Source organism: Streptomyces sp. NPDC037288, from assembly GCF_055603265.1.
Genome location: NZ_JBVJVY010000051.1, coordinates 1 through 25498, shown reverse-complemented (window position 1 = coordinate 25498; position 25498 = coordinate 1). Strand labels below are relative to the sequence as shown.

The window sequence follows — 25498 nt, the reverse complement described above, 5'->3', positions numbered from 1 at the left end:
TTTTCGCCTCAATGGCTAACCGCACTGTTCAACCGGCGCGGGGTAGTTGCTCCGAGGCGTTGTATCTGGGATAGACAGTTGACGGCCGGGTCGGAATCGGAGGCCGTTCATGTCAACCCCTGTCTTTCATGAAAGGCTTCCATGCGTAGTTGGTTCATTACCCGTTCCTTACAGCGACTGACGTGCGGTTCACGCATGCAGGTTCTGGCCCTGGCCTTGGGCATCGGGGTGTCATGCTGCGCTCTGGCACTGGCCGGCAGCGACGGGGACCGTGTCAAGCCACGGGCCATCACGACCTCAGAGGCCCAGCGGCTGGCCATGGTGCGGTTCAAGGCTTTTGAAGCCAGCCCGCAGACAGTGACCGTGAAGATCGACGACGGTACGGACTCCTACGCGGTGCGGGGACTGATCGACTACGGCACTCGCCGTGGTGTGGGAACGTACGTCGCCGGGGCGACGGGCCAGAAGCAGCAAGCGGGACTGGTCGCCTGGGACAGCAGCGGTCTGGCCGTTGCTCTCGGATCGGGCGGAACGTCCCCTTCGTCGAAGTCCCCGCAGATCGCACGAGCTGCCGAGAAGGTCCGGGCCCGACTCTGGTCACCACGAGCCTACGCCGGGTATCCCCTGGACACCGCGCTGCGGGTGGTTGCGGCGCTGGGGGAGGACCGGCCGGACAACGCACAGCTGATGGCCCAGTTCGGGGCTCGGCGCCTTGGAGAGAGCACCCTGCGCGGTAAGTCGTACACGCGCTTCTCCGGGCCGCGCCCCCGGCCGCAGTCCAGCGGCGCGGCCGGTGCGCCGCGACAGCGCATCGCCTCCTCTTCCCCGCTGACGTACTGGGTTGACGAGGACGGAAACCTGGGCCGCTTGGAGATCAAGGGCTCGGCCATGGAAGAGCCCGTCACCATTGACTTCCTCGGGCATGAGGCACATGCGAAGGTGCCGGCCGCGCCCTGGCGGGGAACGTCACGGCACGCCCTGTGACGGCGACAGTAGTATGACGGGGAGGAGGAGAGACAGCGGGCTGTTCCTCCTCCCCCTCCATGGTCAGCGGCGCGGTCCGGGCAGGCCGTACGCCGCCAGGGTGACCTTGCCTGGCAGATGGAGCGCCGGACGGGCAGCCGCATGGCGGGCGTCGCGCATGCCCGGCTGCGGCGGGGGAGCCGCGACGTCGCGGAAGGAAACCCCTGGCGGAACCGCGCCAACCGTCGGCAAACGGCCAGGGACAGGCATGGCAGTGTTCCGTCCCGGGCAGGTCGTCAGGGCACGTGGCAGTGGGTAGGGGCTCGTGGGTGCTCGGCCGTTGTCGCTGTAGCAATTGTTCGCAGTGCGGTGCGCCATCACCACAAGTCCCAGCTGGCTGTCGTCCACGGCGTTGCCCTTGATCTGATTGCCGACGGCCGGATAACCCTGCACGTCCTGCAGGACGAAGGCACCCACGTGATTGCCCTCGACCCTGTTGTGTTCGAAGATATTGCGCGTACCCCCACCGATGCCGACTCCAATGCCGAAGCCCCCATCGGCCTGCTCAGGGCTGCGGTCGTCATTGTTGTCGCTGATCGTGTTGCCGACGAAGACGGCACTGTGCTGTGGGCCGAGCGCTTCCAGGTTGTTGGAGAGCACGGTCAGGCCGACGCGATTGCGATGGATGGTGTTGCCCAGCAGATACAGGCCCTTCGAGGCGTTCGTGACCTCCACACCCACCGCGTTGTGCTCGGTCAGGTTGTTCCGCACGATCGTGTGGCAAGGATTGCACTGGCCGACATAGATGCCCGAGTCTGCTTGTCCGGAACCGTAGGAGTTCTCGATCACTCCGTCACGGGCGTCGAAGGCGTAGATGCCGTAGAGAGCATTGTTGTAGGCCGTCACGTACGAGGCGCGAAAGCCGCGGAGCGCCGGGAACTTGATGGTGTCCAAGGGGTCGTAGTTCGCGCCGCCGCCGGCGCCTGCGCCCTGCAGGGCTTCGTCGGTGACACCGGTGAATAGCAGTCCATTGGCGAGATGGTTGCGTACGGTGAGGTTCTCGACGACCGATGCCGCTCCGGTGACGGTGATCCCGTTGGTGCGCTTGAACTCGCCGTCGATCACCACCCTTGAGCGGTCGGTCCCCCTCAGCACGATCTGAGGTTTGCTGATGGCGACGCTCTCCCGATAGACACCCGGAAAGACCAGCACGGTGTCGCCCGATCGAGCGGAATCCACTGCCTTCTGGATGGACGGGAACTGGCCAGGAACACGCAAAACCGTGGGCCGGCCGCTGGGTTCCAGCCGGTCTTCGGTCACCGGAGCGGCGCACGCCGCCAGTCCGAGCAGGGCGATCAGAAGGCCGAGGACGATACCCAGGAGCCCTGGCGAGGCGGTGCCGGCATGAGGCACGCGGTGTTTCGTGACGAGGAATCGCATGGCGCCCAGGTGTAGCCTGAGGCGCGCCGCAGCCGCTCATGATCGCCCCTCTCTGTCTTCGAGGCTCTCGTGCGCCCATGCGTGCATGCCTCGTGCGCCCGTGTGCTCACGAGGCAGCGCTGTCGGCGACCTCGCACCTCCTCGCGTGACGAACCCTGGAGCGCCGGTGATCAGCACGCCCTCCGATTCTCCTCCGCCGACCCGCCGCTCGTTGCTGGCAACGGGCGCGGCATTTGCTCTCGTTACGTCAGGCTGTGCGCCCGGGGGGCAGCACCGCGACCGATCGGCATCGGCCAAGGGCCAGCTCTCCGAGACACGCCCAGGTGAGCGAACAGCGCCGTCCCGGCAGCAAGGCATCAGTGGTCCCCAGCCGCTGCATGTCCTGGTTGCGGCCTATGACCTGGCACCGCATCAGCGTGGGTCAGACGGGCGCGGAGCTGTGCGCGGGGTTCTGAACCAGTGGTCAGCTCTCTCTCTCCCGGGCACTGCCACCCGCACCGTGGCGCTGGGCCCCGCGCTGTACCGCAAAGTCGGCCTTGCGGCCCCGGCCCGACTCCGGCAGATCCCGCCGTTCCCCCGTGACCAACTCGATCTCGGCCGGAGTGGCGGGGACATCCTGGTGCAGGTGTGCGGTGACGCTCCCGAGGCCCTCCACGAGTTTTCCAGCCGGCTCACCGCCGCCTCCGCCGGCACGCTCACGCGTCGCTGGCAAGAGCGCGGATTTCTGCCCGCGCACGCCCAGGGGGAGACGCCCCGTAACCTCTTCGGTTTCAAGGACGGCACGGAAAACCCAGCCGGAGCCGAACAGGAGCGCTGGGTCTGGAACCCCAACGGCAGTACCTATGTGGTCTACCGGCGTATCCATATGGATGTCCCCGCGTTCGCCGCTCTTCCGAGGGCCGGTCAGGAAGCGGTCATCGGACGTGAACGCAGCACCGGTGCACCGCTCGGGGCACACCGTGAGCACGATCAGGTGGATCTCTATGCCAAGTCTCCGGAAGGCCGCTACATCATCCCTGCCGACGCCCATGTGCGTCTCGCCAACCCGCGGTTGGACGGCGGCGCCCGCATGTTGCGCCGCGGATACTCATACGACAACGGGTCCGACGACCAGGGGTTGCTGTTTCTCGCCTACATGCGCGATCCCGCTGTCTTCACACGCGTGCAGGAACGCCTCGACCGGTCGGACGCGATGGGCAGGTTCATCGAGCACCGGGCTTCCGCCGTGGGCTATGTGCCACCAGGCATGGGCTCGGTGTGGCTGCCGGGCCGGTAAGGCGGACCACTCCTCAGGACGGACCCGGCACAGTCGGGTGTCAGCCATACGACAGGTGGGAGCACAGGTCGTCATCGGCGGACCGGGCGTCGTTGGCCACCGAGGTGGGCACGGTGGGCAGGCCGGACGAGGAAGAGCCGCTGCTGTACGACTCGCCCAGGATCACGTCGAGCCCTGACGAGTCGACCGATTGGAGCCGGGCGCCGGGAAACAGCCCGGCGACTGTCTGCGCATCGGCCCTCAGGCCTGAGCCGTACCGGATCACGGTGGTGCCGTGGTTCGGGTGATCGGCGTTCGTGATGTCGATGACCTTGAAGCCGTGCTCGGTGAGTGTCGATGCGACGCTGTGGGCCAGGCCGGAAGTGGTGGTGCCGTTGTAGACCGCGACATCGATGCCGTTGCCGATCAGGGCCTTCGTGCTGTTCGGCCGGACGCGCACGAACGGCGTCGCCGTGGCCTTCGCGCCCCTGGCATCCCTGCCGTCCATGGTGCGGTCGGCCTTGAGCGCGGCCCACAACTCGTCGGCGTCCGGTTGGACGATGGCGACGCGTGCGCCCTGATAGCGCCAGGGAGCCGTCACGAACTTGATGTCGTGCAGGTCGATGTCCTTCAATGACATGGCGAAGGAGATCAGCTTGCCCGCATTCCCCAGACCCGGGTCCACGGTCATCGACTTCGCGGCGGCCTGGGCGAGTGGCAGCAGCCTGGCCGGGGTCAGACCCTGGCTCTGGATCTTCCTGACAAGGCTGGCCATAAAAGCCTGCTGGCGCTTGATGCGCCCCATGTCCGAGCTGTCGCCGATGCCGTGCCGGATACGGACGTAGTTCAGCGCGTTCTCCCCGGAGACGACCTGCTCACCCTTGTTGAACAGGAGCTTGCCCCGGCTGGAGCGGTTGGGGTCGAGGTCGCTCTCGTAGATGTTCTTCGGCAGACACACCCGGACCCCGCCCACCACGTCCGTCAGTGCCGCGAAGCCCTTGAAGTTGATGACCAGGGTGTGGTCGACGCGCAGACCCGTGAGGTACTCCACCGTGTTCTGGGTGCAGGCCGGGTTGCCGGCCCTTGTCTCCCCGACCGAGAAGGCAGAATTGAACATGGCATGGGCCTGAGTCTTGGTCCATGTGCCGTCGGGCAATCTGCACGGCGGCACCGTGACCAGCGTGTCCCGGGGAATCGACACCGCTGTCGCGTGTCGGCGGTCGGCATGGATGTGCAGCAGGAACGTCGTGTCGGAACGTCCGGTGTCGTCCTTGCTGCCGCCGCCCAGCGAGTTGTTCCCGTTCGAACGCGCGTCCGAACCAATGATCAGGACGTTCTCACCCTTGGCGGAGATGGCTTCGGGGCGGTTGCTGGACAGACCTGATCCGTCGAAGGTGCCGATGTCGCCGCTTAGCCTCAGATAGAACCAGCCCAGGCCGGACATGCCGAGCACCGCGAGGGCCAGCGCGACGCCCAGGGTTTTCCGCAGCGGGCCGCGTCGGCGGCGCGGCGGCGTACAGCCGCCACGTGATGAACCATGACGGGGCGGCTCGGCCTGGTGCTGGTGGCAGGGAGGGGTGGCCCGGTGGCCGGTGACGGTCATCTGCGAGCCCTCAGCCGTGCCGCACCCCGGCGAAGAGAATGGACAGGGGAGAAGAACCGTAACGGGCTGGAGCCCAGGCGCCTGCTGATCATGGCGATCGCGGTCATCCTGCTTTTCAGATCGACGAAACTGCCCAAGTTCACCTGAGCGCGGGGAAGGCCATGCGGACCTTCAAGAGTGAACCAAGGCCATGAAGGACGCCGACACCGTACAGCGGGCCCCCGCCGCCCTGTAGCGACGACACGCCCGCCTGCCGTCAACTCGGTGCAGACCGTGGGCTCTTTGGAACCGGGGACGGATGTGCGACGGCGGCAGCGCGCTCACTTGTCGATCGCAACGCGGCCGCAGGAGTCGCCCGCGACCTCCGGTAGATGTGCCTCGCGGGACACACGCTGCCACCCGCCGCTGCCCGCCCGCATCAAAGACAGGGGAATGCCAACGGCCGCGGCCGCCCCGGCAGCCAGCAGCGTCGTGCTGCCGAGCCAGCCGCCCGCTGCGGCCGCGGTGGCCCCCGCTGTGCCGCCGAGTTGTCCCAGGACGAACCGGCGGCGTGGTGACATCGGGGTGATGACAGTCTTGCGGCCGGTGCGTCCGGTCCAGGAATTGCCCGTAATGAACGGCATGCCGCTGCGGCGCGCCAACCAGAACCCCGTGCGGACCGTCGGGCACCACACGATTCCGCTGTACGTCTCGCGCGGCAGCGCGTCGGATTGGCTTCCGCGCCCTCCGCGCAGGCGCACCCAGCGATGCGTGTTGACGCGCGTCAGCCACGCCCCGTCGCGGCGGCGCTGCCGGACCTTGGCGTGCAAGCCGCATCGGATCGCAAGGCATTGGAGCGCCTCGGCCTCCGTGCGATCCCTCCGGACGAAGCCGAACCCGTTGTCGTGCTGCCGGCTGCCGTCGCCGTCGACCAGCGCCTCCAGAAGCGCACGGCACTCGGCTTGCGGCCAGGCGAAGATGACATCGTAGGTCAGCGTTCCGGCGGGCACGACCGTGGTGAGCCACCGGGCGACGGTACCGCCGAGCACGAATTCGGACCGTGCGCATTTGCCGGATGCCGACGGCGCGCCGACGGATTGGACGCTGCTCAGCTCACGCCATTCGGCACCGACAGCGTCGAGCAGGTCACGGATCGCCTGGTACGTGTGCGGGTCCACTGTTCCGGACGGACTGATGACGGCTTGGCTGCCGTCGTACCGGCCCCGGCTAATGAACCAGCCGAGCAATGCGGCCAGATCCTCGCCTGGTCCTTCCCGGCCCTGAGGCGACCAGGGCGCTGCGAGTGGGACCTTGCAGTCCGTGCCGACGTCCTCGGCCGGCCTCACGTGCGTGCCGTCTTGTTCGGTCCACACGATCATCCGGTGCTTCGCCGTCAGGCGCTGGCTGCTGGACACCTGTTCAACGGTGATCAGTTGCTCAGTGACGTTGTAGCGGCTGAATGTCGCGGGTTCCCAGCCGAGTGTGCCGGTTACGGCGTCGTACGCAGCGATCAGGTCGCCGTTTTCCAGCTCGCTGTGGGGACGCCAGCCTTGCGGAGTGAGCGCCTGGGTTGCTTCGTCCACACAGGCGTAGTGCCGTCCGAGAAGCCACTCGCGGAGCATCGATCTCGTGTAGAGGTACTTGTTGTAGAAGTTCAAGATGGTGTAGGGCCAGAATCCGAGCAAGGCCTTCTTCCAGCCCACGACACGCGAGACTAGGTACGTCGTCAGCGCAGTATGGGCCATGAACCAATAGCCCATGTAACGGAACATGGACAGATGCTGCCAGGTGGCGAGGTTGTAGACGACGACGATGATCCACCACCACAGCGTCACGAGGTCGAACAAAGCGGTGCCGACCACGAGCAGGGAGCGCCAGTTCAGCATCAGACGCCGGTAGCGGGCCACGTTCTGGAAGTAACCGGCTGCCCACCGGGGCATCTGCGCCTTGTACTCCTTCCACGTCGCCGGATCGACGGTGAGGGTCAGGGCCTTGTCCGTGTACCACGCCTTGTAGCCGTGCTCATGCAGTTTCCAGGTGATGTCCATGTCGGCGCTGATCAAGCCGTTGGGAAAGCCCCCGACGGCCCGTACGACCTCGGTACGGAAGGCGTACGAGGCGCCCGTGAGGACCTGGATACGGCCGACCCGGCGCTGAGACAGCCGCCACCATTGGCTGCCGAGGCTGTAGGCAAAACGTCGTGCTTCGATGAAGAAGCCTGTGTCCTGGATGGGCAGGATTGACGAGCATGTGGCGTCGTAGCCCTTTTCTAGATCGGCCACCATCAGACTGATGCAATCCGGCTCGGGCCGTGAGTCACCGTCGAAGCCGACAATCACGTCTGCGGTGACGTGTGGAAGTGCGGCGTTCTGGTTGCTCGCCTTGTCCTTGAACGTCGTCTCCAGCACGAGCGTGGCCCCCGCCTGGCGGGCGACCTCGGCGGTGCGATCCGTGCACGAGTCCGCGATCACGATGAGTTGGCAGATGGGGTAGGGCTGGTCCAGGACGGCCCGGACCAGCTCCCCGATCGTCGCTTCTTCGTTGTGTGCAGGGATGACGACGGCGACCGTCAGGGTCATCCCTGGCCTTTCCAGAAGAAGAATCGCAGCACGGCTCCCGCAGCACTCATCGCCGCTGCGGCGAAGGTCAACACCATCGCTCCGATACCTGTATGGGCTAGTCCGTTGTACATGGTCTCTCCTCGTTGATCACAGCTCTCAGAGCCGCTCGATATGTGGGGCCTCCGGCATGACACCCCGCGTGTCCAGCACGTAGGGCGCCTCCGCGGCGATCTGGGTGAAGTCGAATTCCTTGTGCGCAGTGAGCAGCACGACGGCGTCGTAGTCCTGGTACGGCAGGGGGGTGAACAGGCCGTGGACCGTGCCGGTGACGTGCGGATCCACCGCATCGACGTGAGCGCCCTTCCGCTTCAGCTCCGTGACGACCTGGACGGCGGGGGACTGACGGGAGTCGGCTACGCCGGGTTTGTAGGCGAGTCCGAGCGCCAGGACGCGGGCATCTTTGAGGGCCTTGCCATGCCGGGCGTTGAGGGCGTTCTGGAGGCGGGTGACGACGTAGCTCGGCTGTGCCTCGTTGATGTCCTGGGCGAGCTCGACCAGCCGGAAGGGCTCTCCGAATTTCGTCCTCACGTGATGGCTCAGGAACACTGGGTCGACCGGCAGGCAGTGGCCGCCGACACCGGGGCCGGGCGTGAACTTCTTGAACCCGAACGGCTTCGAGCCGGCCAGGTCGAGCGTGCGCCAGACGTCCACACCGAGGGTGTGCGCGACCCGGCAAAGCTCGTTCACCAGCGCGATGTTGACGTGCCGGTAGGTGTTCTCGAACACCTTGGCCAGCTCTGCTTCTTCGAGGCTGTCCGCCGGGATCACGTTCTGCGTGATGCTGGCATAGAACTCCTGTACCCGGTCGCGGCATTCCTCGGTGAGCCCGGCGACGATCTTCGGGGTGTTGGCGAACGTCCACTGCTCGTTGCCCGGGTCGATACGTTCCGGGCTGAATCCGAGATGGAAGCTGATCCCGGCCCGCAGGCGGGAGCGGACTTCGAGGAGCGGCAGCACGATCTGGCGCGTTGTCCCGGGATGGGTGGTGGACTCCAGGACGACGGTCACGTCCCGGCGCACGTACCGCGCCAGCGTCTCTGTTGCCAGCCGGACGGCAGTGAGGTCCGGCAGCCGCTCCTTGAGCGGTGTGGGCACGGCGATGACCGCAACGTCGAAGCCGGCCAGACGCCGCTCGTCACACGTCGGCTGATACCGGCCGGACGTCAGTGCTTCCTGGAGGGCTTTGTCAGAGACGTCCCCGATGTATGACATACCGGAGCACAGCTGCTTGCAGCGCTGCTCGTCCACCTCGAAACCGATCACGTGGTGGCCCGCCTCGACGGCAGCCATGGCCAGGGGGAGGCCGACATAGCCCTGTCCCATGACGACAATGTTCATAGGCTTTCCTTCAGAGATACGTACCGTTGTGGCCGTGGGGCGGATCGCGCGCCGGCGGGGACCGAATGACGGCCGTCTCGCGCCAGCTGGGACATCGGCTTGGGCAGTCGCTCTGCCGCGACCGGGCCCCTATTCCTCCGATGCCGTGTCCTTGAGACACATCCGTCGGTCGGGGTGGTCCTCCGCTCTCGTCGAAGGGGACACCTCGTTGCCACGGGGCCGCATGTCCATCAGGCTGGTGACAGGGTGATGAGTCGGTGCGCACATGCGCGCAGCGCCGGTGCTCCGGCCTGGGCCGGTCAGCCGTCGGCAGCGAAGCTTTAGGGGGAACATCACTCTCCTTGGTCTCACGAAGGTGCGCTGACCCGCGATGGGCCGCGCCTCAGCCCGGCAGCGTTTCGGCGCTCATAGAGAAAGAGAGCGCAAGGCCGGACATATGATGACAATTGCCCCGATTGGTGTAGGAGGTCCGGTCTGTGGCCTCTGCCCGACACCCGTGCGTGATCACCCATGCATTGCTGTCAGCGCAGCTCAATGCAGACTCATCTGCTGTATCGAAAGTCGGTCATATCATGGTGAGTTGAGATGACTGACTGGTCAATCCAGTTTCTGACCGACATTCTGAGCTCCTCATTGTGTGCTTGCGGATCACCCGTGAGGGGCGGCACACGATCGGTACCTGCAGGCATTCCGCGGCGAACTTGTGCTACCCCTGAGCAGGACGCGTACCGACCGCTTGCGTGGTGCGCTGTTGAGAGCCTGCGCTGCTGGTCGGGTCGATGCAGAGCCAGTCGGCCATATGGCCCGGTCCTTAATCAGCACTCCCGGATCAGACGCACAGTGGCATTGCCATACACGGCCTGCGCCATTCGGCCTTCGAGTTGAAAGGTAATCCACCCTCTAGCCTGATCGTCGACCCGCTCACCACCTATATCGGAGACAACATGACCACGTGGCTGCGTTCCTTCAGCGCCTCGATCACGGGCCTTCTCGATGCCATCCCTTCGGCCGTGCCTTCCCCCATGAGTCGGGAAGAGGCTGCTTGGGTGCGTTCACACGCCTGGACGCCCGCGCTGCGCCGCATCGAACGCGCCCACCCCAACGGCTTCCATCGTTGGTGTGCATGTGAACGCGGCCTTTGTCACCCCTGCCGTGCGGGCTACCACGACCAGTGCGCCAGTACGGAGGGTCCGGCCCTGGATGATCGTGTCGGGACGATGACCGACCTCACCGGCGCCGTTGTCGCGCCAGTCCTGTGCGGCCCCGGCCGGCGTCCGTGCAGGTGGCTGTGTCCGTGCGCCCATCAGCGCGCGCGCCGAGAGGAACCTCAACCCGTCCGGGTCCCGGTAGGTGTCGTCTGAGACCGGCACGCATCCACATGAATACGCCAACGTCCCGCGAGTGCCTGCTCTTTGCCGAGCTTGCTCATCCTGAACGCTTGATTTGCTGAGCGATTGGTGCCAAGGAGGTGGCAATCTCCGTCAGCGGAGTAGCCCACGCCGGCAGGCACCGGTATGGATCTTCGTTTTACGGACTGTTGCCCTCGATGGTGTTCGTTAAGTGGCTCGCCCCAGTGATCGTCGCTGGCACAGGGTGGACTGAGCGACACGGTGCTGACCCGCACGGGCAGGGCAGCCTTGCGAGGGGAAAGAGGTGGGGTGGCCGCTCATGAGCGAAGTAGACGAGCCGGGCACCGGAGAATGCTGTCCTTCCGGAAGAAGTCGGTCAGCGCCGCTGGGTGTTCGCCCCGGACCTCCGTCGCCGTCGTGTCCCGACGAGGAGCGGGACACAAGGTGGACCGTCGCGTCATGTCGTTGTCGGGCGTTGGCCGGATCGGGTGCCCCCGCATCGGGCCGACTCGGTCACCCGACCGGTCGTGTCCGGACGAACCTGTGCTCAGCCTTCCGCCGTGAGAGCGGCAGTCCCCCCAGCTGTCGTGGCTGTCGTCCCGGTCTGCCGAACGTGTCCACATGCCGGAAGGCTGATGCCTCCTGGAACTTGCAGTGCGTGTCTCCGGGGCCACGTGGGCGGCGGGACTCCGGACCGAGGGGCCGATGAGATGTCACGCGACCACGACTACGCGAGGTACGTGACGCAAGCACCAGTGATGAACGCGGCCTGGGCGTTCGCTGAGACGTACTGGATCGACAAGGACATGCGGGGCGCATGGCGTGCCACGCATCCGACATTGCGTCGCTGCTGGACTCAGACCTGGTTGATCCCCCTCCTTGAGCAGGGGAGCGTCGGTGGGTACGACCCGAACGCGGTGGTCGAGGCGTTCGCTGAAGACGAGGTCGACCATGTGCTCTGGAAGCTTTTCGCCCGTGCACAGATCAAGCGGACCGCACCGGTGGCCGTTGACCGGGAAGCATGGGGAGTAAAGGCCGACCCGGAATTCGTGGCCCCTGATGTGGTACTCGTCAGGTTGCTGTCGATTCCGGCCGGAGGTGCCGTCCGCTTGGACGAGATGGTTGCCTCGGTGCCACTGCTGATGCAGTACGACGTCGAGCCTGGGTGGCGGCTGCTCAACTTCTTCAGTGATCAGATCCCGGTACCAGGCTGGCCTCCGCAGCTCGGTGGTGCGTGACGCTGTACGGCAGCACGACCGTCGGCCGAGCGGCGCCACCGTCCGGCGCGGCCCGGGCCTCGACATGATCTGCAATGGGACGATCATCCGACACCCCTGACTGTCAACCTGACGTCATCTATCCGCGCCTGACTGACGACACTGTATGGAAGCGCTTGTTTCAAGTGGGGTGGCCGAGTTCACACGGCGTACGATTTTGGCGGTGGCCAGGGGGCGTGTCAGAGAGACGGCGGCCGGGGTGCCCGCCTGTCGCTCAGCCCCGTCTCTGCTGCACGGCGAACCGCCCTCTCCGCTCGGTCCTCCTGGGCGTGAACCGGCATCGCGGCTGGGCAGTCAGGCCGGTGTCATCGTGCATGACCTGGGAAACATTGGCCGCATGTCGCGCGGACCGGACGGCGTACCGCATGGCGGGGGGATGGTCGCAAGCGTCCGCCGGGCGCGGCGTTCGACCATCAGCTGCCGAGTCGCGCTCACCTGCACTGTGTGTCTCACTCCTGTGTCCCGCGCATGGGCGAGCAAGGCGGCTCCTGTGCTGAAAGCGTTTTCAGACCCTCCAGGCGGGGCCTCGTCGGGCCTTACCGTCACTCGCATAACGCAGCGCAACTCCCGTCACAGGACGAACTGACAGGCGAGTCCGGCGCTGCGTGAGCGCGACCACACGAAGTGCCAGGGGAGTCCATGCGGCGTTTGAGTACGTCCCACTTGGAATCAGGGACAGAACGCCCCCGATTAGCCAGAAGCGCCAGTCAGCCTCGCAGTGGCAAGGCGCGGTGGTACCTGCCTCTGACGTTGGCCGTGGACGCGGCGGGTATGGGCGCACCCCTCCTGGCCGTATACACCGTCACGGACCAGCCGCACCCGGTGCTGGCCGCGTTCACCAGCGCGGCTGCCTGGCTGGGCGTGCGCGTGTCGCATGGGCGGTACGCCGCCCAGGAGCTGGGCGAGTCGCGGGGCGGCCTGCCGGTGTTGCGAGACTGGTTGACGCTCCTGGGACTGCTGGCGCTGATACGGGCTTTCACCGGTGAGGCCTCCGAGCCGGCTCTGGCACTGCTGGCGCTGTGCGTGGCACCGACGATGACGTTGCTGTGCGGGAAGGCGACGCATCGGCATCTGACCGCCTTGCGGCGGGAGACCCGGTCTGTGCACCGGGTTCTGGTGGTCGGGGAGCCGAGCGCGGCGTCCGAGGTCGTTCAGCACCTCGCGGCATGTACCCACCACGCGTATGTCGTAACTGGGGTCGTTCCCGTTGGTGAAGGCCACCCCATGGCCGGGGCGCCGGCCATGGACCGGATCTGTCCTGCGCCGCCTGCCGCCTGGGACGATGACCGGGTGCCGGTGGTGGCGGCCGCCGAGCGGCTGGGCGCGGACCTGGTGCTGGTGGCGCCGGGCCCGCTGCTGAGCAGCGATCGGCTGCGCCGCCTGTCGTGGGCCCTGCACGACCGGGGCCTGCGGATGGCCCTGGCACCGGGGCTGACGGACGTGGCGCCGCGCCGGCTGAGGACCACGACCGTCGCAGGGCTGTCGCTGCTGCACATCGCACCGCCCACGCGACGCGGGGCGCAGCTGGCGGCGAAGGCTGTACTCGACCGGGTGGGCGCGGGCCTCGGGCTGCTGGTGTTGGCTCCGTTGTTCGGGGTGCTGGCGTTGGCGATACGGATGGATTCCCCTGGTCCGGTGCTGCACCGGCAGACACGGATCGGTCAGGGGGGTGCGCCCTTCACGATGTGGAAATTCCGCACGATGGTGGCGGACGCGGAACGGCGGCGTGATGAGCTGGCGACGGCGAATGAGCAGCAGGGGCTGCTGTTCAAGATGCGCCGAGATCCGCGGGTGACCCGGGCGGGGCGCTGGCTGCGACGCAGTTCACTGGACGAGCTGCCGCAGCTGGTGAACGTGTTGCGAGGTGAGATGTCGCTCGTCGGCCCGCGCCCGCCGTTGCCGGATGAAGCGGCACACTACGACGAGGTGGAGGCGCGCCGACTGATCGTCAAGCCGGGCATGACCGGGCTGTGGCAGGTCAGCGGACGGTCCGACCTGTCGTGGGACGAAACGGTGGGGCTCGACCTGCGCTACGCGGACAACTGGTCGATCAGCGGTGATCTCGATGTCATAGCTCGCACCTTCCGAGCGGTCGTCGACGGCCGAGGAGCGTACTGACGTGGCCGGTGACTCCGGGGCCCGCTCCCGGGAGGGGGCGGCCGAGCAGGCCCTTCCCGCTGCCGGGGCCGAAGGCCGCGCAACGCAGGTCTGGGCCGTCGCAGGAAGACCGTGTGCGGGAGGATCCCGCACAGGAAATCGCGCCTCCACGTCCCCGCGGGGCGAAGCCGCGCGCCGACCGCCGACCTGGCGTTGCTCGCTTCCCCGCAGGGTCGGTCCCCGCCGATTATGCGGGGCCGGTACCCGCCGATTACGCGTGGACGGGCCCGGCCGATCAGGCTTCGGTGGTCGTGTGCCAGTTCTCGTAGACCGCCGCAATGCCGTCGCGAAGGGGGATCTTGGGCTTCCAGCCCAGGGACGAGATGCGCGAGATGTCGAGAAGTTTGCGGGGTGTGCCATCGGGCTTGCTCGGGTCGAAGGCGATGGAACCCGGGTAGCCGACGACGTCCCGCACCGTCTCGGCAAGCTCGCGGATGGTCAGATCCTTACCGCAGCCCACGTTGACCGGCTCATCGGCGTCGTACGAGTGCAGCAGAACCGTGCATGCGGCCGCGAGGTCGTCGACGTGCAGGAACTCGCGGCGCGGCGTGCCGCTGCCCCACAGCACCACCTCGTCCGCGCCGTTGCCCTTGGCCTCATGGAAACGGCGGATCAGCGCCGGCAGGACGTGCGAGGTTGCCAGGTCGAAGTTGTCGCCCGGCCCGTAGAGGTTCGTCGGCATGGCGGCGATGTACGAGGCGCCGTATTGCCGCCGGTAGGACTGAACCTGCACAATCCCAGCGATCTTGGCGAGCGCGTACGGCTCGTTGCTCGGCTCCAGCGGGCCCGTCAGCAGGGCGTCCTCGCGAATGGGCTGAGGCGCGTGCTTGGGATAGATACAGGAGGATCCGAGGAACAGCAGCCGGCGGACCCCCGCGGCGTGTGCGCCGGAGATCACGCTGAGCTGAATGCGCAGATTGTCCTCGATGAACTGCACCGGATATGTGCTGTTGGCCATGATACCGCCCACCTTCGCCGCAGCCAGCACTACCGCCTGCGGGCGTACGTCTCGCAGATACGCCGCCGTTCTGGCCGCATCCCGGAGGTCCAACCGGTCACGGCCTGCGCTGACCACTTCGTAGCCGTCGGCTGCCAAGCGGCGGGTGATCGCGGATCCGGCCAGTCCGCGATGGCCCGCCACGAAGATCCGGGACCCGCCCGGCAGTAAGTCGTTCCCTTGCGTCATAGCACCCATGGCTCCGGATTCTGCCAGGCCACTCCACGCACATCATCACCAGCAGGAATCAAGTAGCACCCCATACAGGAGACAAGATCCACCATGACCAAGACCGCACTGATCACCGGGGTCACCGGACAGGACGGCTCGTACCTCGCCGAACTCCTGCTGTCGAAGGGCTACACGGTGCACGGCCTCATCCGCCGCTCATCCTCTATCAACACCGAGCGGCTCGATCACATCTACCAGGGTCCGCAGGAGCCCGATCGCCGCCTCGTGCTCCACCATGCCGACCTCTCCGACGGCGTGGTGCTGGTGAACCTCCTGCGTGATCTGCGCCCTGACGAGGTGTACAACCTCGGCGCGCAGAGCCACGTCAGAGTCTCCTTCGACACCCCGCTCTACACCGCGGACGTGACCGGTGTGGGCTCGCTCCGGCTGCTGGAGGCGATACGGGCGAGTGGCATCGACACACGGATCTACCAAGCTTCGTCGTCGGAGATGTTCGGGTCCACCCCGCCCCCGCAGAACGAGTCCACCCCGTTCCATCCCTGTAGCCCCTACGGCTGCGCCAAAGTCTTCGGGTACTGGGCGACTGTCAACTACCGTGAAGCGTACGACCTCTTCGCCGTCAACGGCATCCTCTTCAACCACGAGTCGCCCCGCCGCGGCGAGACCTTCGTCACCCGCAAGATCACCCGCGCCGTGGCCCGGATCCGGGCAGGCTTGCAGGACCACCTCTACCTGGGGAACCTCGACGCCGTACGTGACTGGGGCTATGCCCCGGAGTATGTCGAGGCGATGTGGCGGATGCTCCAGCACGACAAGCCCGACGACTACGTCGTCGCGACCGGCACAGCCGGCACCGTGCGGCAGTTCCTGGAAGTCGCCTTCGCCGTGGCCGGGCTGGAATGGACCGATCACGTGCGCTTCGACCCCAAGTACGAGCGGCCGAGCGAGGTCGACGCGCTCATCGGCGATGCGTCGAAGGCGGAGCAAGTGCTCGGATGGAAGCCGCGGGTGCTGTGGCCGGACCTCGCCCGGATCATGGTGGAGGCAGACATATCGCAGCTGGAAGCTGAATTATCCGGTGTGCTCTTACGCTGACGGCCATTGATCGGCAATGGGCAGTCAGTGGCACGGCAATCGGTTTGTCAGTCGATGGAGTGGGCAGGGCGGCGGCATTTTTCTGCCGTTGCCTTCAGATGCGGTAAGGGGCTGGGGAAACACATGCGTGTTCCGGCGGGAGTGGGTACGGCCGTTTTATTCGCGGAGGCTGTGCGGTTGGGCTGGGCGAAAGCGGTGAGGGTGCCTTCGTCCGCGTTGCATGGGTGGACTGCGCCATGCCCGTCGGCCGCCGTTCACGATGGGCTCGGGGCCGGCGTCCGCGTCCGCCCACAGAAGCGACTCCGGACATCGGCGCGTGGGGTCACTGGTCGTGCACCGGCCGGCTGCTCCTTCGAGCCCATGCTTCACATGGGCAGATCGACGAGACCGCCATCCAGCCAAGCACGTTGCCCGCACAGTTCGCACAACACCACGACTTCGGCACCAGAGGAGCACAGTGATAACGATCAAGCCTGCGACGCGCACCAGGATGGGCCGCGTAGTCGCCACCTGTACTGGCGTGGTGACAGCGGTGCTCTTGGCGGGAGGGTGCGGCAGCGGGACAGGGCCCGATGACAGGCCTGCCAAGAGCCCGTCGATGGCGGTCTCAACTCCGACGCACACCACTCGGAACGACGCCGAGGTCCCGGCAGGCCCCACGGTGCCGAAGGCCGAACTCACCCCGGCCACTGGATCCTTCACCAAGAAGCAGAAGGAGTACCTGACCGGCCGAGTACCCAAAGGCGTCGACCCTGCAGCCATTCTGGAAGCCGGGCAAGACGCCTGCGACCGTATCGGTCGCATAGCTCAGCATGACCGCAATGCAGCTATCGACGCGATCCGGAGCGGAGAGATCGCCGGCGCCCGGGACGCCATCATCCAGCTCTGCCCAGAACACGAACCACTACTGGAAACAGCGGATAAAGAAAGCAAGCGGTGAGGAACTCCCATTGCTGTTGCATGTGGGGGTCGCTCAAGTGGAGCGGCGGCAGTACGTGTCGACAGAATACCGGAAATGAACTATCGGAATGAGCGGGTTGAGGAAGAGTGTGGGAAGGAATATGCGATTGCGTGCGCGTTCGGTGGGGGGTGGTGCGGCCGTCTTATCGGTGATGGCCGGGTCATTGGTCGGGCTGGGCGTGGTGGGTGCTCCGTCGGCGGGCGGTCTTACCCCTCCGGTCGCGATGACGGCGGGGGCGCTGCCGACATGGCAGACCAATGGCATTGTGTGGGCGATGGCCCATACCGGCGGTGTGGTGTTCGCGGGGGGCACGTTTTCCACGGTCAGGCCGCCGGGTGCGGATGCGGGGACTGATGAGCGGCCGGCGGTCAATTTTGTGGCGCTGGATGCGGCGACTGGTGTCCCGACCTCGTGCAAGCTGTCGTTCACGGTGGGTAGGGGCTCGGCAACGGTGCGGGCGCTGGCGGTGTCTCCAGATCGCAAGGTGTTGTACGCGGGTGGGCGTTTCGGGGCGGTCAACGGAGTCAAGGTGAGCAATCTGGCGGCCATCGACATCTCCACGTGCATGCCGAAGGCCGGATTCAAGGTGTCGGTGGATGCCACTGTGCGGACGCTGGACGTCACCGGTGAGGCGGTATATATCGGGGGCGACTTCACCAATGTCGCGGGGCAGCGCCGCCGTTACTTCGCCTCCGTCAGCAGCACTACTGCGGCGCTGCGCCCCTGGACGTCCAACGCCGACGAGCCCGGCCGGGCGATCAAGGTGGCCCCGGACGGGAAGAACGTCATCCTGGGCGGCGACTTCTTCCACCTCAACGGGGCTGACTCCCACGCCCTCGCCGTCGTCAGCAGCATCAACGGCACTCTCACCAAGAACTACCCGGCAGGCTTCATCGACGCCAAGTCGGTGGTGAAGGACGTCACCACCGACGCCACTGGCTTCTACACGGCCAGCGAAGACGTCGGCGGCACGGACGAAGGCCGGATCGCCTTTAATCTTTCAAACTTCAACCAACGTTGGCGGGACACCTGCAGGGGCGCCACTCAGGCGGTCGAGGTCCACATGGGCGTGCTGTACTCCGCCTCTCATGCGCACGACTGCAGCAGCATGGGTGAATTCCCGGAACTACATGAGCGCCAGCATCTGCTCGCCGAATCTGTCAAGAATCCGTCGCTGCTGGGCTGGTTCCCCGACACCAACGACGGAATCGGCGAACATATCGGGCCACGTGTGCTGACCAGCGCCTCGAAGCATGGCACCGACTACATGTGGGTCGGCGGTGAGTTCACCACGGTCAACAACAAGCCGCAGCAAAGCCTGACCCACTTCGCCAGCCGTCCGGACGCCACGCCCCCCTCGGTCCCGCGGCCCAGCGTCACCAGCACCGCACCTGGCCGGATCGATGTGCGCTGGCAGTCAAGCCTCGACCTCGACGACAGTAAACTGACCTACCGGGTCTATCGCGATGACTCCCGCACACCCATCTACACAGTGACCGGGTCATCGCTGTTCTGGAAACGCCCGCAGCTGACCCTCACGGACACCGACGTCACCATTGGATCCACCTACCGATACCGGGTCACCGCAAGCGACGGAACCAACACCAGCCGATCCGCACCCATCACGATCACACTCACCGCCCAGCCGCCCAACACCCCGTTGCGCCGCGGCTACAACCCCGGCCAGGGCAGCCACGTCGCCACCTCCCGGCCCCTGCCGCCCGGATTCACCCTTGAGGCGACCTGGTATCTCTCCAGCACCCGGCAGCCCGGCACGGTCCGGCTCTACGAATGCCAGGTCGGCAAAGGCTCCTTGTTGACCCGTGACCCCGGCTGCGAACGCCAGCGCCCCCTAGGCCCTGTCGGCTACATCCGCACCATCCACATACCCGGAACGATCCCCCTCTACCGCTGCTACGTCCCGGGCAACGGCGACCACTTCGTATCCCCCCGATCGGACTGCGAGGGCCCCTACGCCAGAGAGTCCCTTCTCGGCTACGCCACCCCGTGACGTCCGCTTCGGCCACCGCGCCGTCCAGTCGATTTACCGCTGCCGAAAGCGGCGGAGAAAGGAAGTACGGGGTGACGAAACTCCCCATTGTCGTGGCGATACCGACCAAGAACGAGGCCGCGAACATCACCGCGGCCATCCGGTCTGTCATCGATCATTTCGAGGCCGTGGTGGTCGTCGACTCGCACAGCACCGACGACACCTGCACGATCGCGAAGTCGCTGGGTGCCGCGGTGGTCCCATACGAGTGGGACGGCGCGTACCCGAAGAAGAAGCAATGGTGCCTGGATCATGTGTGGCCCCAGATCCCATGGATGCTGTTCCTCGATGGCGACGAGCGGATGAGCCTCGAGCTGCTGGCAGAGCTGCGATACCTCTTCTCACGTCCGCAGGAGGTCGCGGCGTTCGACATCCCGCTGGACTACTGGTTCGCGGGCCGCCGGTTGCGGCACGGCTACACCATCGTCAAACGGGCGCTGGTGGACCGTAAGCGGTGCCATTTTCCGGTGCTGGAAGACCTGGACGCGCCGGGCATGGGGGAACAAGAGGGCCACTACCAGCCGGTGGTGGAGGGCGGGGCGGCGGCCGTGCGGCGGCTGAAGTCACCGATAGAACACGAGGATCTCGACCCGGTGCGCACCTGGTTCGATCGGCACAATCGCTATTCGGACTGGGAGGCGTGGCTGGAGCACCACCCGGAGGCGAAAGAGGTCATTCGCCAGGCCAAGACGCGGCAGGGTCAGTTGTTCCACAAGGCGCCGCTCAAGCCGCTGGTGTCCTTTGCCTACGCCTACGTCTACAAGCGGGGGTTCCTGGATGGTCGGGCCGGTTTGGATTATGCCCTGGCCATGGCCTTCTACCGTTGGCAGATCGGGCTCAAGGAAAGGGAAATCGCACGGCATTACTGTAGATCCGCACGACGCCCCTCACAACCTTCAAGCGCCGGCGACGCCAGAGAGAATAATTATCATGCCATTTCTGATTTATAGCTCACTGAGCGGAGATGGAGCCGGGAAGTGGTTTCGCATGCCTATTTTTTCGTGGCGTATGGGGTACCCTCGAACAATCGCTGGGCTCTCCACATGGCAATGGTGGACACCCAGGTCAATTTGGCATGCAAGGAAGATGAGCGATGGTACGTCACATGCAGCACTGCAAAGAGCTGGGATTGAGGTGGAATTTGGTACTGCGAGTTGGTGCCGTCGCCTCCTCCGTTTCCGCTGGATTTATGTTAATCGTTGCGACGAGCGCGTCCGCCCGCGAGCTCGAAACGCATACGCAATCGCTGCAGCCTACGCAGAAACGGCAAGGACCCGCGCTGGCCAGCCCTCAGCCGCAGTCCGGACACTCCGACACCGCAGGAGACGGCGCCAAAAGCTCCGAGAGGTTTGTCAGCGGCGATGACGGAGTGAAGACTTGGTCGGGTCCTTTGGCACGCAATCACGTCACCGGAACCGTCAAGTACCCGACCCACCCGCCGGTCGGCGGCCCACACAACCCGGTGTGGCTGAATTGCAACGGCGACGTCTACACCGAGCCTGTCAGGAACGAGAGGGCTGTGCATTCGCTTGAGCACGGCGCGGTCTGGGTGACGTACAACAGCAAGGCCTCGAAAGCCGACGTGAACGCGCTGGCGGCGAAGGTGAAGAGGACGCCGTACACGATGATGAGCCCCTACGAGAACCAGAAGGAGCCCCTCATGCTCACCGCGTGGGGCCATCAGCGCACGGTGACGAGCGCGATCGACCCGGACGTCGACAGGTTCTTCGAGAAGTACGTCCAGGGCCGGCAGACGCCCGAGCTGGGCGCCCCCTGCATGGGCGGGGCGATGAACTGAGGATTCGCCGAACTGGAGGCGCATCGGCTGGAACGAGATCGGCGGGGCCGCAGTGACGATCTCGTGCGACCCGTGGGCACATGTGCTGGCCGGCGAGGGCGGCACTGGTGAGCAGCAGGGGTTTACTGAGTCGCCGTCTGAGGTGCGATCGCCGGGGCGGCGGACCGGGTGCCCATAAGCTGATGGAAGGTGCCCGGGACCGGCAGGGTGCTCCAGCGGCTGACCGGCCAGGCGACGACGATGGCGCGGCCGATGACCTTGTCCACGGAAACCATGCCGCGGTTCTTGTCGAACTGGTTGTAGCGCGAATCACTCGAGTCCTGCCGGTGATCGCCCATCACCCAGATGTAGCCCTTGGGGACCTTCACCTTGAACTGGCCGCCCATGTCGTCGAAACTGCACGGCGTGTTACCGGGGTACACGTACGGCTCGTGCAGCGCGTGGCCGTTGACCAGCAGTGGTCCGGTCCCCTTGCACTCAACGGTGTCACCGCCGATGCCGATCACGCGTTTGATGAGGTCCTTCTCGTCCGCCGACGGCATCAGACCGATCCAGCTGAGAACCTTCTTCACTGGGCCAGGTCTCGGCGTCGGCTCGCCCGCCAGCCATGTGTCCGGGTCGTGGAAGACCACTACCTCGCCACGCGCGGGTTCGGAGCCGAACCACGGGGTCAGCTTGTCGACCAGGACGCGGTCACCCACCTGAAGCGCGTTCTGCATCGAGGCGGACGGGATCGAGAACGCCTGCACCAGAAATGTCTTGATCAGCAGCGCCAGCACCAGCGCGATGCACATCAGGATGGGCAGCTCCTTCCACAGCGAGCCGTGTTTCTTCGGCTTGGGGGAGACCTCTTCCGCCCTGTGGTTGTCGCTCGGGTCTTGCCCACCCGCTTCCCTGTCGTCGCCGGGCCCCTCGAAGCTGCTCCCGGGGGTCACGGCGCTGTCCGCAGCTGGGACGGCTGCCGCCACACGGCGTCCGCGCCCCTCATCGGCACTCCCGGACCGTGCGTCAACCGGCAGATCCCCCATGCCGACTCCTTACTCAGCTCAACCAACTCCTTTGCATCGTCCGGATATGCGAAACCGACTCGACGAGGGGGTATGGGCGGCCACGACTCGTTTCCACTTGTGTGCCGGGTGGCGCCCTGCACCCGCTGCCTATATGACGCCACGACGAAGTGGACTATTACGCCGACCCCAGCGCCTTTGAGTGTGACATGGAGCACAGTGACCCGAGGGAGGGTCGCCGTCCACAAGAACCTCACGAGCCGTGGAGCACGTTCCGCAGGGGTTCCTGCTCTCGGCTGAGCACAGACCTGGAACCAGATCGCGTCACGGCGCCACGGGCGGCGGGCAGACGAATGGCAGGATGAGGTCCGTACACGTGGCTTTCCTTCGCAGCTCCTCGCTTCGGTCGAGGTCCTCCTGGATCTCCTTCCGGCGCCTCTGTTGGGATTCGCTGGCCTCGTCCTCCACTCGTTTCTGCACCCTATTGTTCAGGTCCTGCCGCTGGTTTTGGTCGGCCGTCCGCGGCTCTTGCAGCCCGGCTTCCCTCTTCTCCCTTTGCGTGGCGGTGTCCTGGTTTCCCAGCACGCTGTTGTTCAGGTTGTGGAGCTGTTGGTAGAGCTCCTGCCTCCTCCGCTGGTTTTCCTCTTCCCGCCTCCTTTGCTGGCCTTCCTCTTCCCGCTTCCTCCGCCGCGCTTCCTCATCTTGGTCCCGCCCGTCGGCCATCGCCGGATGCGTCGCCAACTGGGTGGCCTTCGTACGCCGTGGAACAAGTCCAGCGGCTCGCTGGGCCGGTTCGGTGAGGCGGTGGTCTTTCGCCCGTTCAGTGGCCTCGTATGTCCCCCGGACCGTGTGCGGCCTGTCCGTTACACCCGGAGCCGCTGTTGCGACCTGCGAAGTACCCCACAGCCCAACTGTGCCCATCGCGAACACTGTGGTGAGCAACCCCTTCGAAACGCGTTTCTTCATCTGTGTCAGTCACCGATCTCTCCTCGGAGGCATTTTCCAACCAGAGCGTCACGCCTTCTTTAGGTGACGCTCAGGTGCCCCGGACGGGTGAGGGATTCGGCGACTGCGGGTAGGGCTGTTGCCGGCCAGCGGTGCGAACTGATGAAGGCGATCACCCCGGCGGCATCGTGGTGTGCCCGCGCGGTGGTGGAGTCGATACCGACCAGGGACAGGTCCACCTCACCCCGCTTCCGCGATCAGGCCCTCCAGCAGCGTCTCGAAGACGCCGGCGTCACGCCACTGCCGGAAGCGGGTCTGCACGGTCGACCAGGCGCCGAACTCCTGCGGCATCTCCCGCCACTGCCCGCCGGCCTTGAACCGCCAGATCACACCCTCGAACTGCTGCCGGAGCCGCTCGGGGTACGGGCCGTACTCGCCTATCGGCAGGTACGGCCCGATGAACTCCCACTCTGCGTCCGCCAGTTGCACTCGCGTCACGCGAGAAGACCTACCGGACAGGACCCGGTCGCCAGAGCGAATCCCGCAGATTGATCACGACTCGATACGCGCCCTAGGCCTGGCGCGCGACACTCACCGCCTCAAAGCCTCTGGGGCTGTAGTACCGGTCCCCTTTCGGGCGTTTCACAAGCGCGCAATCTTGCGGAGGATGCCTACCATTTTCCGATCCATCCCCGGTCAAACCTCTTCGGTTGGGCGTAACACTGTAGCAGTCATGACCGGCATGGCCTGCGACCTTTTATAGCCGCTGAGCTCGGGGTGAGGTCTAGTGAACAGTGGGTTGCTAGAACGTCCCCACCGGGTGATGCCTGTATGGTTACCGCTGTTCTATAGCGACCCGCTGGAGATTGCGTCTGGCCAAGGCTGCATGTTGAGCGATGTTCAGGGCGTGGACTACTTAGATTTTGATTCTGGAATCGCAGTAAATGTGCTGGGCTACGACGTTCCTGAGATTCGGGACGCTATCGAGCGACAGTTGGCGACAGGTGTGGTGCACTCCTCGACCTTGTACCTCATCCGGTCGCAGGTGGAACCCGCCGAGAAGATCTGCGAGCTGAGCGGATCGTTGATCCGGTGGTGTTTTTACCACTTCGGCCACAGAAGCTGGGGATACTGCGCTGATGCTCGCCAAGCAGTACTGGCGGAGCAGCCAGGTGATCGCACTGCGTGGAGCTTACAACAGAGTCGCATACCGCGAGCGCGAGCAGCAGTGCACCAGCTGCTCCTCGGCTGCGCGGTGCGGGCCCGGGCGGTGCCTGTACGAGTCGGTTGGCCGTCTCCAGGACGCCTACCTCGCTCAGCAGCGGCGGTGACGTTGACCCTGTCAGGTGAGACAAGACCGCAGCTTCCTGCCTACGCGGCGCTGTTCAACCAGGCCGATCGCCCGCACGACGGGCGGTTGGTCTTTCCCACGCCTCTGGCCCGGCACGGCTCGGGCTCGTCCCGTCAGGAGTTCTCATGCAGTGCAGCACCCAGCTCGACACGGCCCCAGCCGCTGTCGGCACCACCCGGCTGCCGACCTCGCTGTGCACCCACATCCCGAAGTGCCCGGCGGCCGACAGCCCGGACCGGGAGGCCGCGCACACCATCACCAGCCACCCGGAGCAGGGATGGAGCCTGCTGTGCAACGGGGTCCTGGTCTTTGAGGACACCGGCGAGGTGCTCCCCGACGGCCGCATCGTCGCCCCGCACCGGCCCGTCCCGCCGCCGACGACGAGAAAACCCTGTTCGTCGCGTACATGAAGGTGTTCGAGGGTGTTGGACGCCGGCCTGGGGGCAGGCGTCGGCAAGGGTCCGGGTGGTGTACGGGCGCCGTGGTCGGTGTGCATGACCGCCCCGGCGAGGCTGCCGCGGGTGCGTTCGGCCGCGGCCAGTGCGTCGATGACGAGAGTGGTACGCATGTGATCCGCGATCGCCCAGCCGGCCAAACGGTGCGAGGCGAGGCCGATCACGGTGGCCAGGTAGAGGAACTTGCCGCCCTCCAGCGGGAGTAGGTGATATCGCCGACGTACTTGGTGTTCGGTTCAGTGAACCGTTTTCATCCTGTCCTGCTGGGGTGAAGGTGCAGGTCAGCGGTGTGGGGTGACGAGACGAGGCTCCTGGTCGTTGCGGTGGTGTTCTCTACGCACCACGCATCGTCCGAGGAGCCTCGCTTGGTCCCGTATCGTGCCACGATCGATGTCCCGTATGAGCTGGTTGAGCATGTGTCCTGGCTCATCTATGCCCGAAGGTGTGAACGTCGCTCGCGATGGCGCAAGTTGGGCTGCTTCAAGCAGGCCCTGCTGGCGCTGGTACACCTGCGCAAGAACGAGACGCTGCCCCAGCTCGCAGCGGGGTTCGGCGTCTCCACCGCGACCGCGTGGCGGTACGTGCACGAAACTCTTGAGGTCCTGGCCTCCTGGGCACCCGGCCTGCACGAGGCCCTCGCCGGCTTGGGCGAAGGGGACTTCGTC

General features: G+C 65.8%; 18 protein-coding genes and 4 pseudogenes. 13 read left to right on the top strand and 9 right to left on the bottom strand.

Going from position 1 to position 25498, the window contains the following annotated elements; translation table 11 throughout:
- Nucleotides 1-195: 195 nt before the first annotated feature.
- Nucleotides 196-984, top strand: coding sequence for a hypothetical protein (locus ACZ7GZ_RS36330; RefSeq protein WP_471031056.1), 789 nt, complete (start codon nucleotides 196-198; stop codon nucleotides 982-984).
- 63 nt (nucleotides 985-1047) lie between these two features.
- Here ACZ7GZ_RS36330 and ACZ7GZ_RS36325 read toward each other — a convergent pair whose 3' ends face one another.
- A complete protein-coding gene (locus ACZ7GZ_RS36325) occupies nucleotides 1048-2403 on the bottom strand; it encodes a right-handed parallel beta-helix repeat-containing protein (protein ID WP_471031054.1) in 1356 nt (451 codons plus the stop codon).
- Between ACZ7GZ_RS36325 and ACZ7GZ_RS36320 the strand changes: the two genes are divergently transcribed.
- Complete coding sequence (locus ACZ7GZ_RS36320; protein ID WP_471031052.1) at nucleotides 2402-3679, top strand: Dyp-type peroxidase; 1278 nt, start codon at nucleotides 2402-2404, stop codon at nucleotides 3677-3679. The two genes, ACZ7GZ_RS36325 and ACZ7GZ_RS36320, sit on opposite strands and share 2 nt — an antisense overlap.
- 40 nt (nucleotides 3680-3719) lie before the next feature.
- Here ACZ7GZ_RS36320 and ACZ7GZ_RS36315 read toward each other — a convergent pair whose 3' ends face one another.
- From ACZ7GZ_RS36315 to ACZ7GZ_RS36305, 3 genes are all read right to left on the bottom strand, one after another.
- Nucleotides 3720-5261 carry an LCP family protein gene (locus ACZ7GZ_RS36315; RefSeq protein WP_471031051.1) on the bottom strand — a complete coding sequence of 514 codons (1542 nt, stop codon included), beginning with the start codon at nucleotides 5259-5261 and terminating at the stop codon, nucleotides 3720-3722.
- A gap of 320 nt (nucleotides 5262-5581) precedes the next feature.
- On the bottom strand, nucleotides 5582-7819 hold the full coding sequence (locus ACZ7GZ_RS36310; RefSeq protein WP_471031049.1) for a glycosyltransferase: 2238 nt from the start codon (nucleotides 7817-7819) through the stop codon (nucleotides 5582-5584).
- Between the two features lie 138 nt (nucleotides 7820-7957).
- Nucleotides 7958-9199 (bottom strand): nucleotide sugar dehydrogenase, encoded by a 1242-nt coding sequence (locus tag ACZ7GZ_RS36305; protein WP_471031047.1) that lies wholly within the window; start codon nucleotides 9197-9199, stop codon nucleotides 7958-7960.
- Between the two features lie 944 nt (nucleotides 9200-10143).
- Between ACZ7GZ_RS36305 and ACZ7GZ_RS36300 the strand changes: the two genes are divergently transcribed.
- The 3 genes from ACZ7GZ_RS36300 to ACZ7GZ_RS36290 all read left to right on the top strand — a co-directional run bounded on the left by ACZ7GZ_RS36300 (nucleotide 10144) and on the right by ACZ7GZ_RS36290 (nucleotide 13943).
- The gene (locus ACZ7GZ_RS36300; protein ID WP_471031045.1) at nucleotides 10144-10560 is read left to right on the top strand and encodes a DUF6248 family natural product biosynthesis protein; all 417 of its coding nucleotides are present in this window, start codon (nucleotides 10144-10146) and stop codon (nucleotides 10558-10560) included.
- 746 nt (nucleotides 10561-11306) lie between these two features.
- Nucleotides 11307-11786: a hypothetical protein gene (locus ACZ7GZ_RS36295; RefSeq protein ID WP_471031043.1), complete on the top strand. Its 480-nt coding sequence runs from the start codon at nucleotides 11307-11309 to the stop codon at nucleotides 11784-11786.
- Between the two features lie 678 nt (nucleotides 11787-12464).
- The gene (locus ACZ7GZ_RS36290; RefSeq protein ID WP_471031041.1) at nucleotides 12465-13943 is read left to right on the top strand and encodes a sugar transferase; all 1479 of its coding nucleotides are present in this window, start codon (nucleotides 12465-12467) and stop codon (nucleotides 13941-13943) included.
- Nucleotides 13944-14217: 274 nt separating this feature from the next.
- On the opposite strand, the gene ACZ7GZ_RS36285 is transcribed toward ACZ7GZ_RS36290, so the two are convergent.
- Entirely contained in the window at nucleotides 14218-15168 is a 951-nt protein-coding gene (locus ACZ7GZ_RS36285; protein WP_360099860.1) for a GDP-L-fucose synthase family protein, read from the bottom strand.
- Between the two features lie 93 nt (nucleotides 15169-15261).
- Here ACZ7GZ_RS36285 and gmd point away from each other — a divergent pair, with 93 nt between their 5' ends.
- The 5 genes and pseudogenes from gmd to ACZ7GZ_RS36260 all read left to right on the top strand — a co-directional run.
- Nucleotides 15262-16266 carry a GDP-mannose 4,6-dehydratase gene (gene gmd, locus ACZ7GZ_RS36280; protein ID WP_360099844.1) on the top strand — a complete coding sequence of 335 codons (1005 nt, stop codon included), beginning with the start codon at nucleotides 15262-15264 and terminating at the stop codon, nucleotides 16264-16266.
- Nucleotides 16267-16927: 661 nt separating this feature from the next.
- Nucleotides 16928-17206 carry a hypothetical protein gene (locus ACZ7GZ_RS36275; RefSeq protein WP_471031038.1) on the top strand — a complete coding sequence of 93 codons (279 nt, stop codon included), beginning with the start codon at nucleotides 16928-16930 and terminating at the stop codon, nucleotides 17204-17206.
- 121 nt (nucleotides 17207-17327) lie between these two features.
- The gene (locus ACZ7GZ_RS36270) at nucleotides 17328-19238 is read left to right on the top strand and encodes a hypothetical protein (RefSeq protein WP_471031037.1); all 1911 of its coding nucleotides are present in this window, start codon (nucleotides 17328-17330) and stop codon (nucleotides 19236-19238) included.
- Nucleotides 19239-19309: 71 nt separating this feature from the next.
- A complete protein-coding gene (locus ACZ7GZ_RS36265; RefSeq protein ID WP_471031035.1) occupies nucleotides 19310-20227 on the top strand; it encodes a glycosyltransferase family 2 protein in 918 nt (305 codons plus the stop codon).
- Between the two features lie 353 nt (nucleotides 20228-20580).
- A pseudogene (locus tag ACZ7GZ_RS36260) lies at nucleotides 20581-21075 on the top strand (DUF3105 domain-containing protein); the annotation flags it as partial.
- 122 nt (nucleotides 21076-21197) lie between these two features.
- Here the strand turns inward: ACZ7GZ_RS36260 and lepB are convergent.
- From lepB to ACZ7GZ_RS36245, 3 genes and pseudogenes are all read right to left on the bottom strand, one after another.
- Nucleotides 21198-22103, bottom strand: coding sequence for a signal peptidase I (gene lepB, locus ACZ7GZ_RS36255; protein WP_471031032.1), 906 nt, complete (start codon nucleotides 22101-22103; stop codon nucleotides 21198-21200).
- A 303-nt stretch (nucleotides 22104-22406) separates the two neighbouring features.
- On the bottom strand, nucleotides 22407-22805 hold the full coding sequence (locus ACZ7GZ_RS36250; RefSeq protein ID WP_471031029.1) for a hypothetical protein: 399 nt from the start codon (nucleotides 22803-22805) through the stop codon (nucleotides 22407-22409).
- A 395-nt stretch (nucleotides 22806-23200) separates the two neighbouring features.
- Nucleotides 23201-23525, bottom strand: a pseudogene (locus tag ACZ7GZ_RS36245) (transposase); the annotation flags it as partial.
- Between the two features lie 325 nt (nucleotides 23526-23850).
- Between ACZ7GZ_RS36245 and ACZ7GZ_RS36240 the strand changes: the two are divergent.
- Both ACZ7GZ_RS36240 and ACZ7GZ_RS36235 read left to right on the top strand, forming a co-directional pair.
- A pseudogene (locus tag ACZ7GZ_RS36240) lies at nucleotides 23851-24096 on the top strand (aminotransferase class III-fold pyridoxal phosphate-dependent enzyme); the annotation flags it as partial.
- A 473-nt stretch (nucleotides 24097-24569) separates the two neighbouring features.
- The gene (locus tag ACZ7GZ_RS36235; protein WP_471031088.1) at nucleotides 24570-24788 is read left to right on the top strand and encodes a DUF5999 family protein; all 219 of its coding nucleotides are present in this window, start codon (nucleotides 24570-24572) and stop codon (nucleotides 24786-24788) included.
- Nucleotides 24789-24806: 18 nt separating this feature from the next.
- Here the strand turns inward: ACZ7GZ_RS36235 and ACZ7GZ_RS36230 are convergent.
- Nucleotides 24807-25068, bottom strand: a pseudogene (locus ACZ7GZ_RS36230) (DDE-type integrase/transposase/recombinase); the annotation flags it as partial.
- An 88-nt stretch (nucleotides 25069-25156) separates the two neighbouring features.
- Here ACZ7GZ_RS36230 and ACZ7GZ_RS36225 point away from each other — a divergent pair.
- The coding region (locus ACZ7GZ_RS36225) for a helix-turn-helix domain-containing protein (RefSeq protein WP_471031085.1) at nucleotides 25157-25498 on the top strand (342 nt) is incomplete at its 3' end.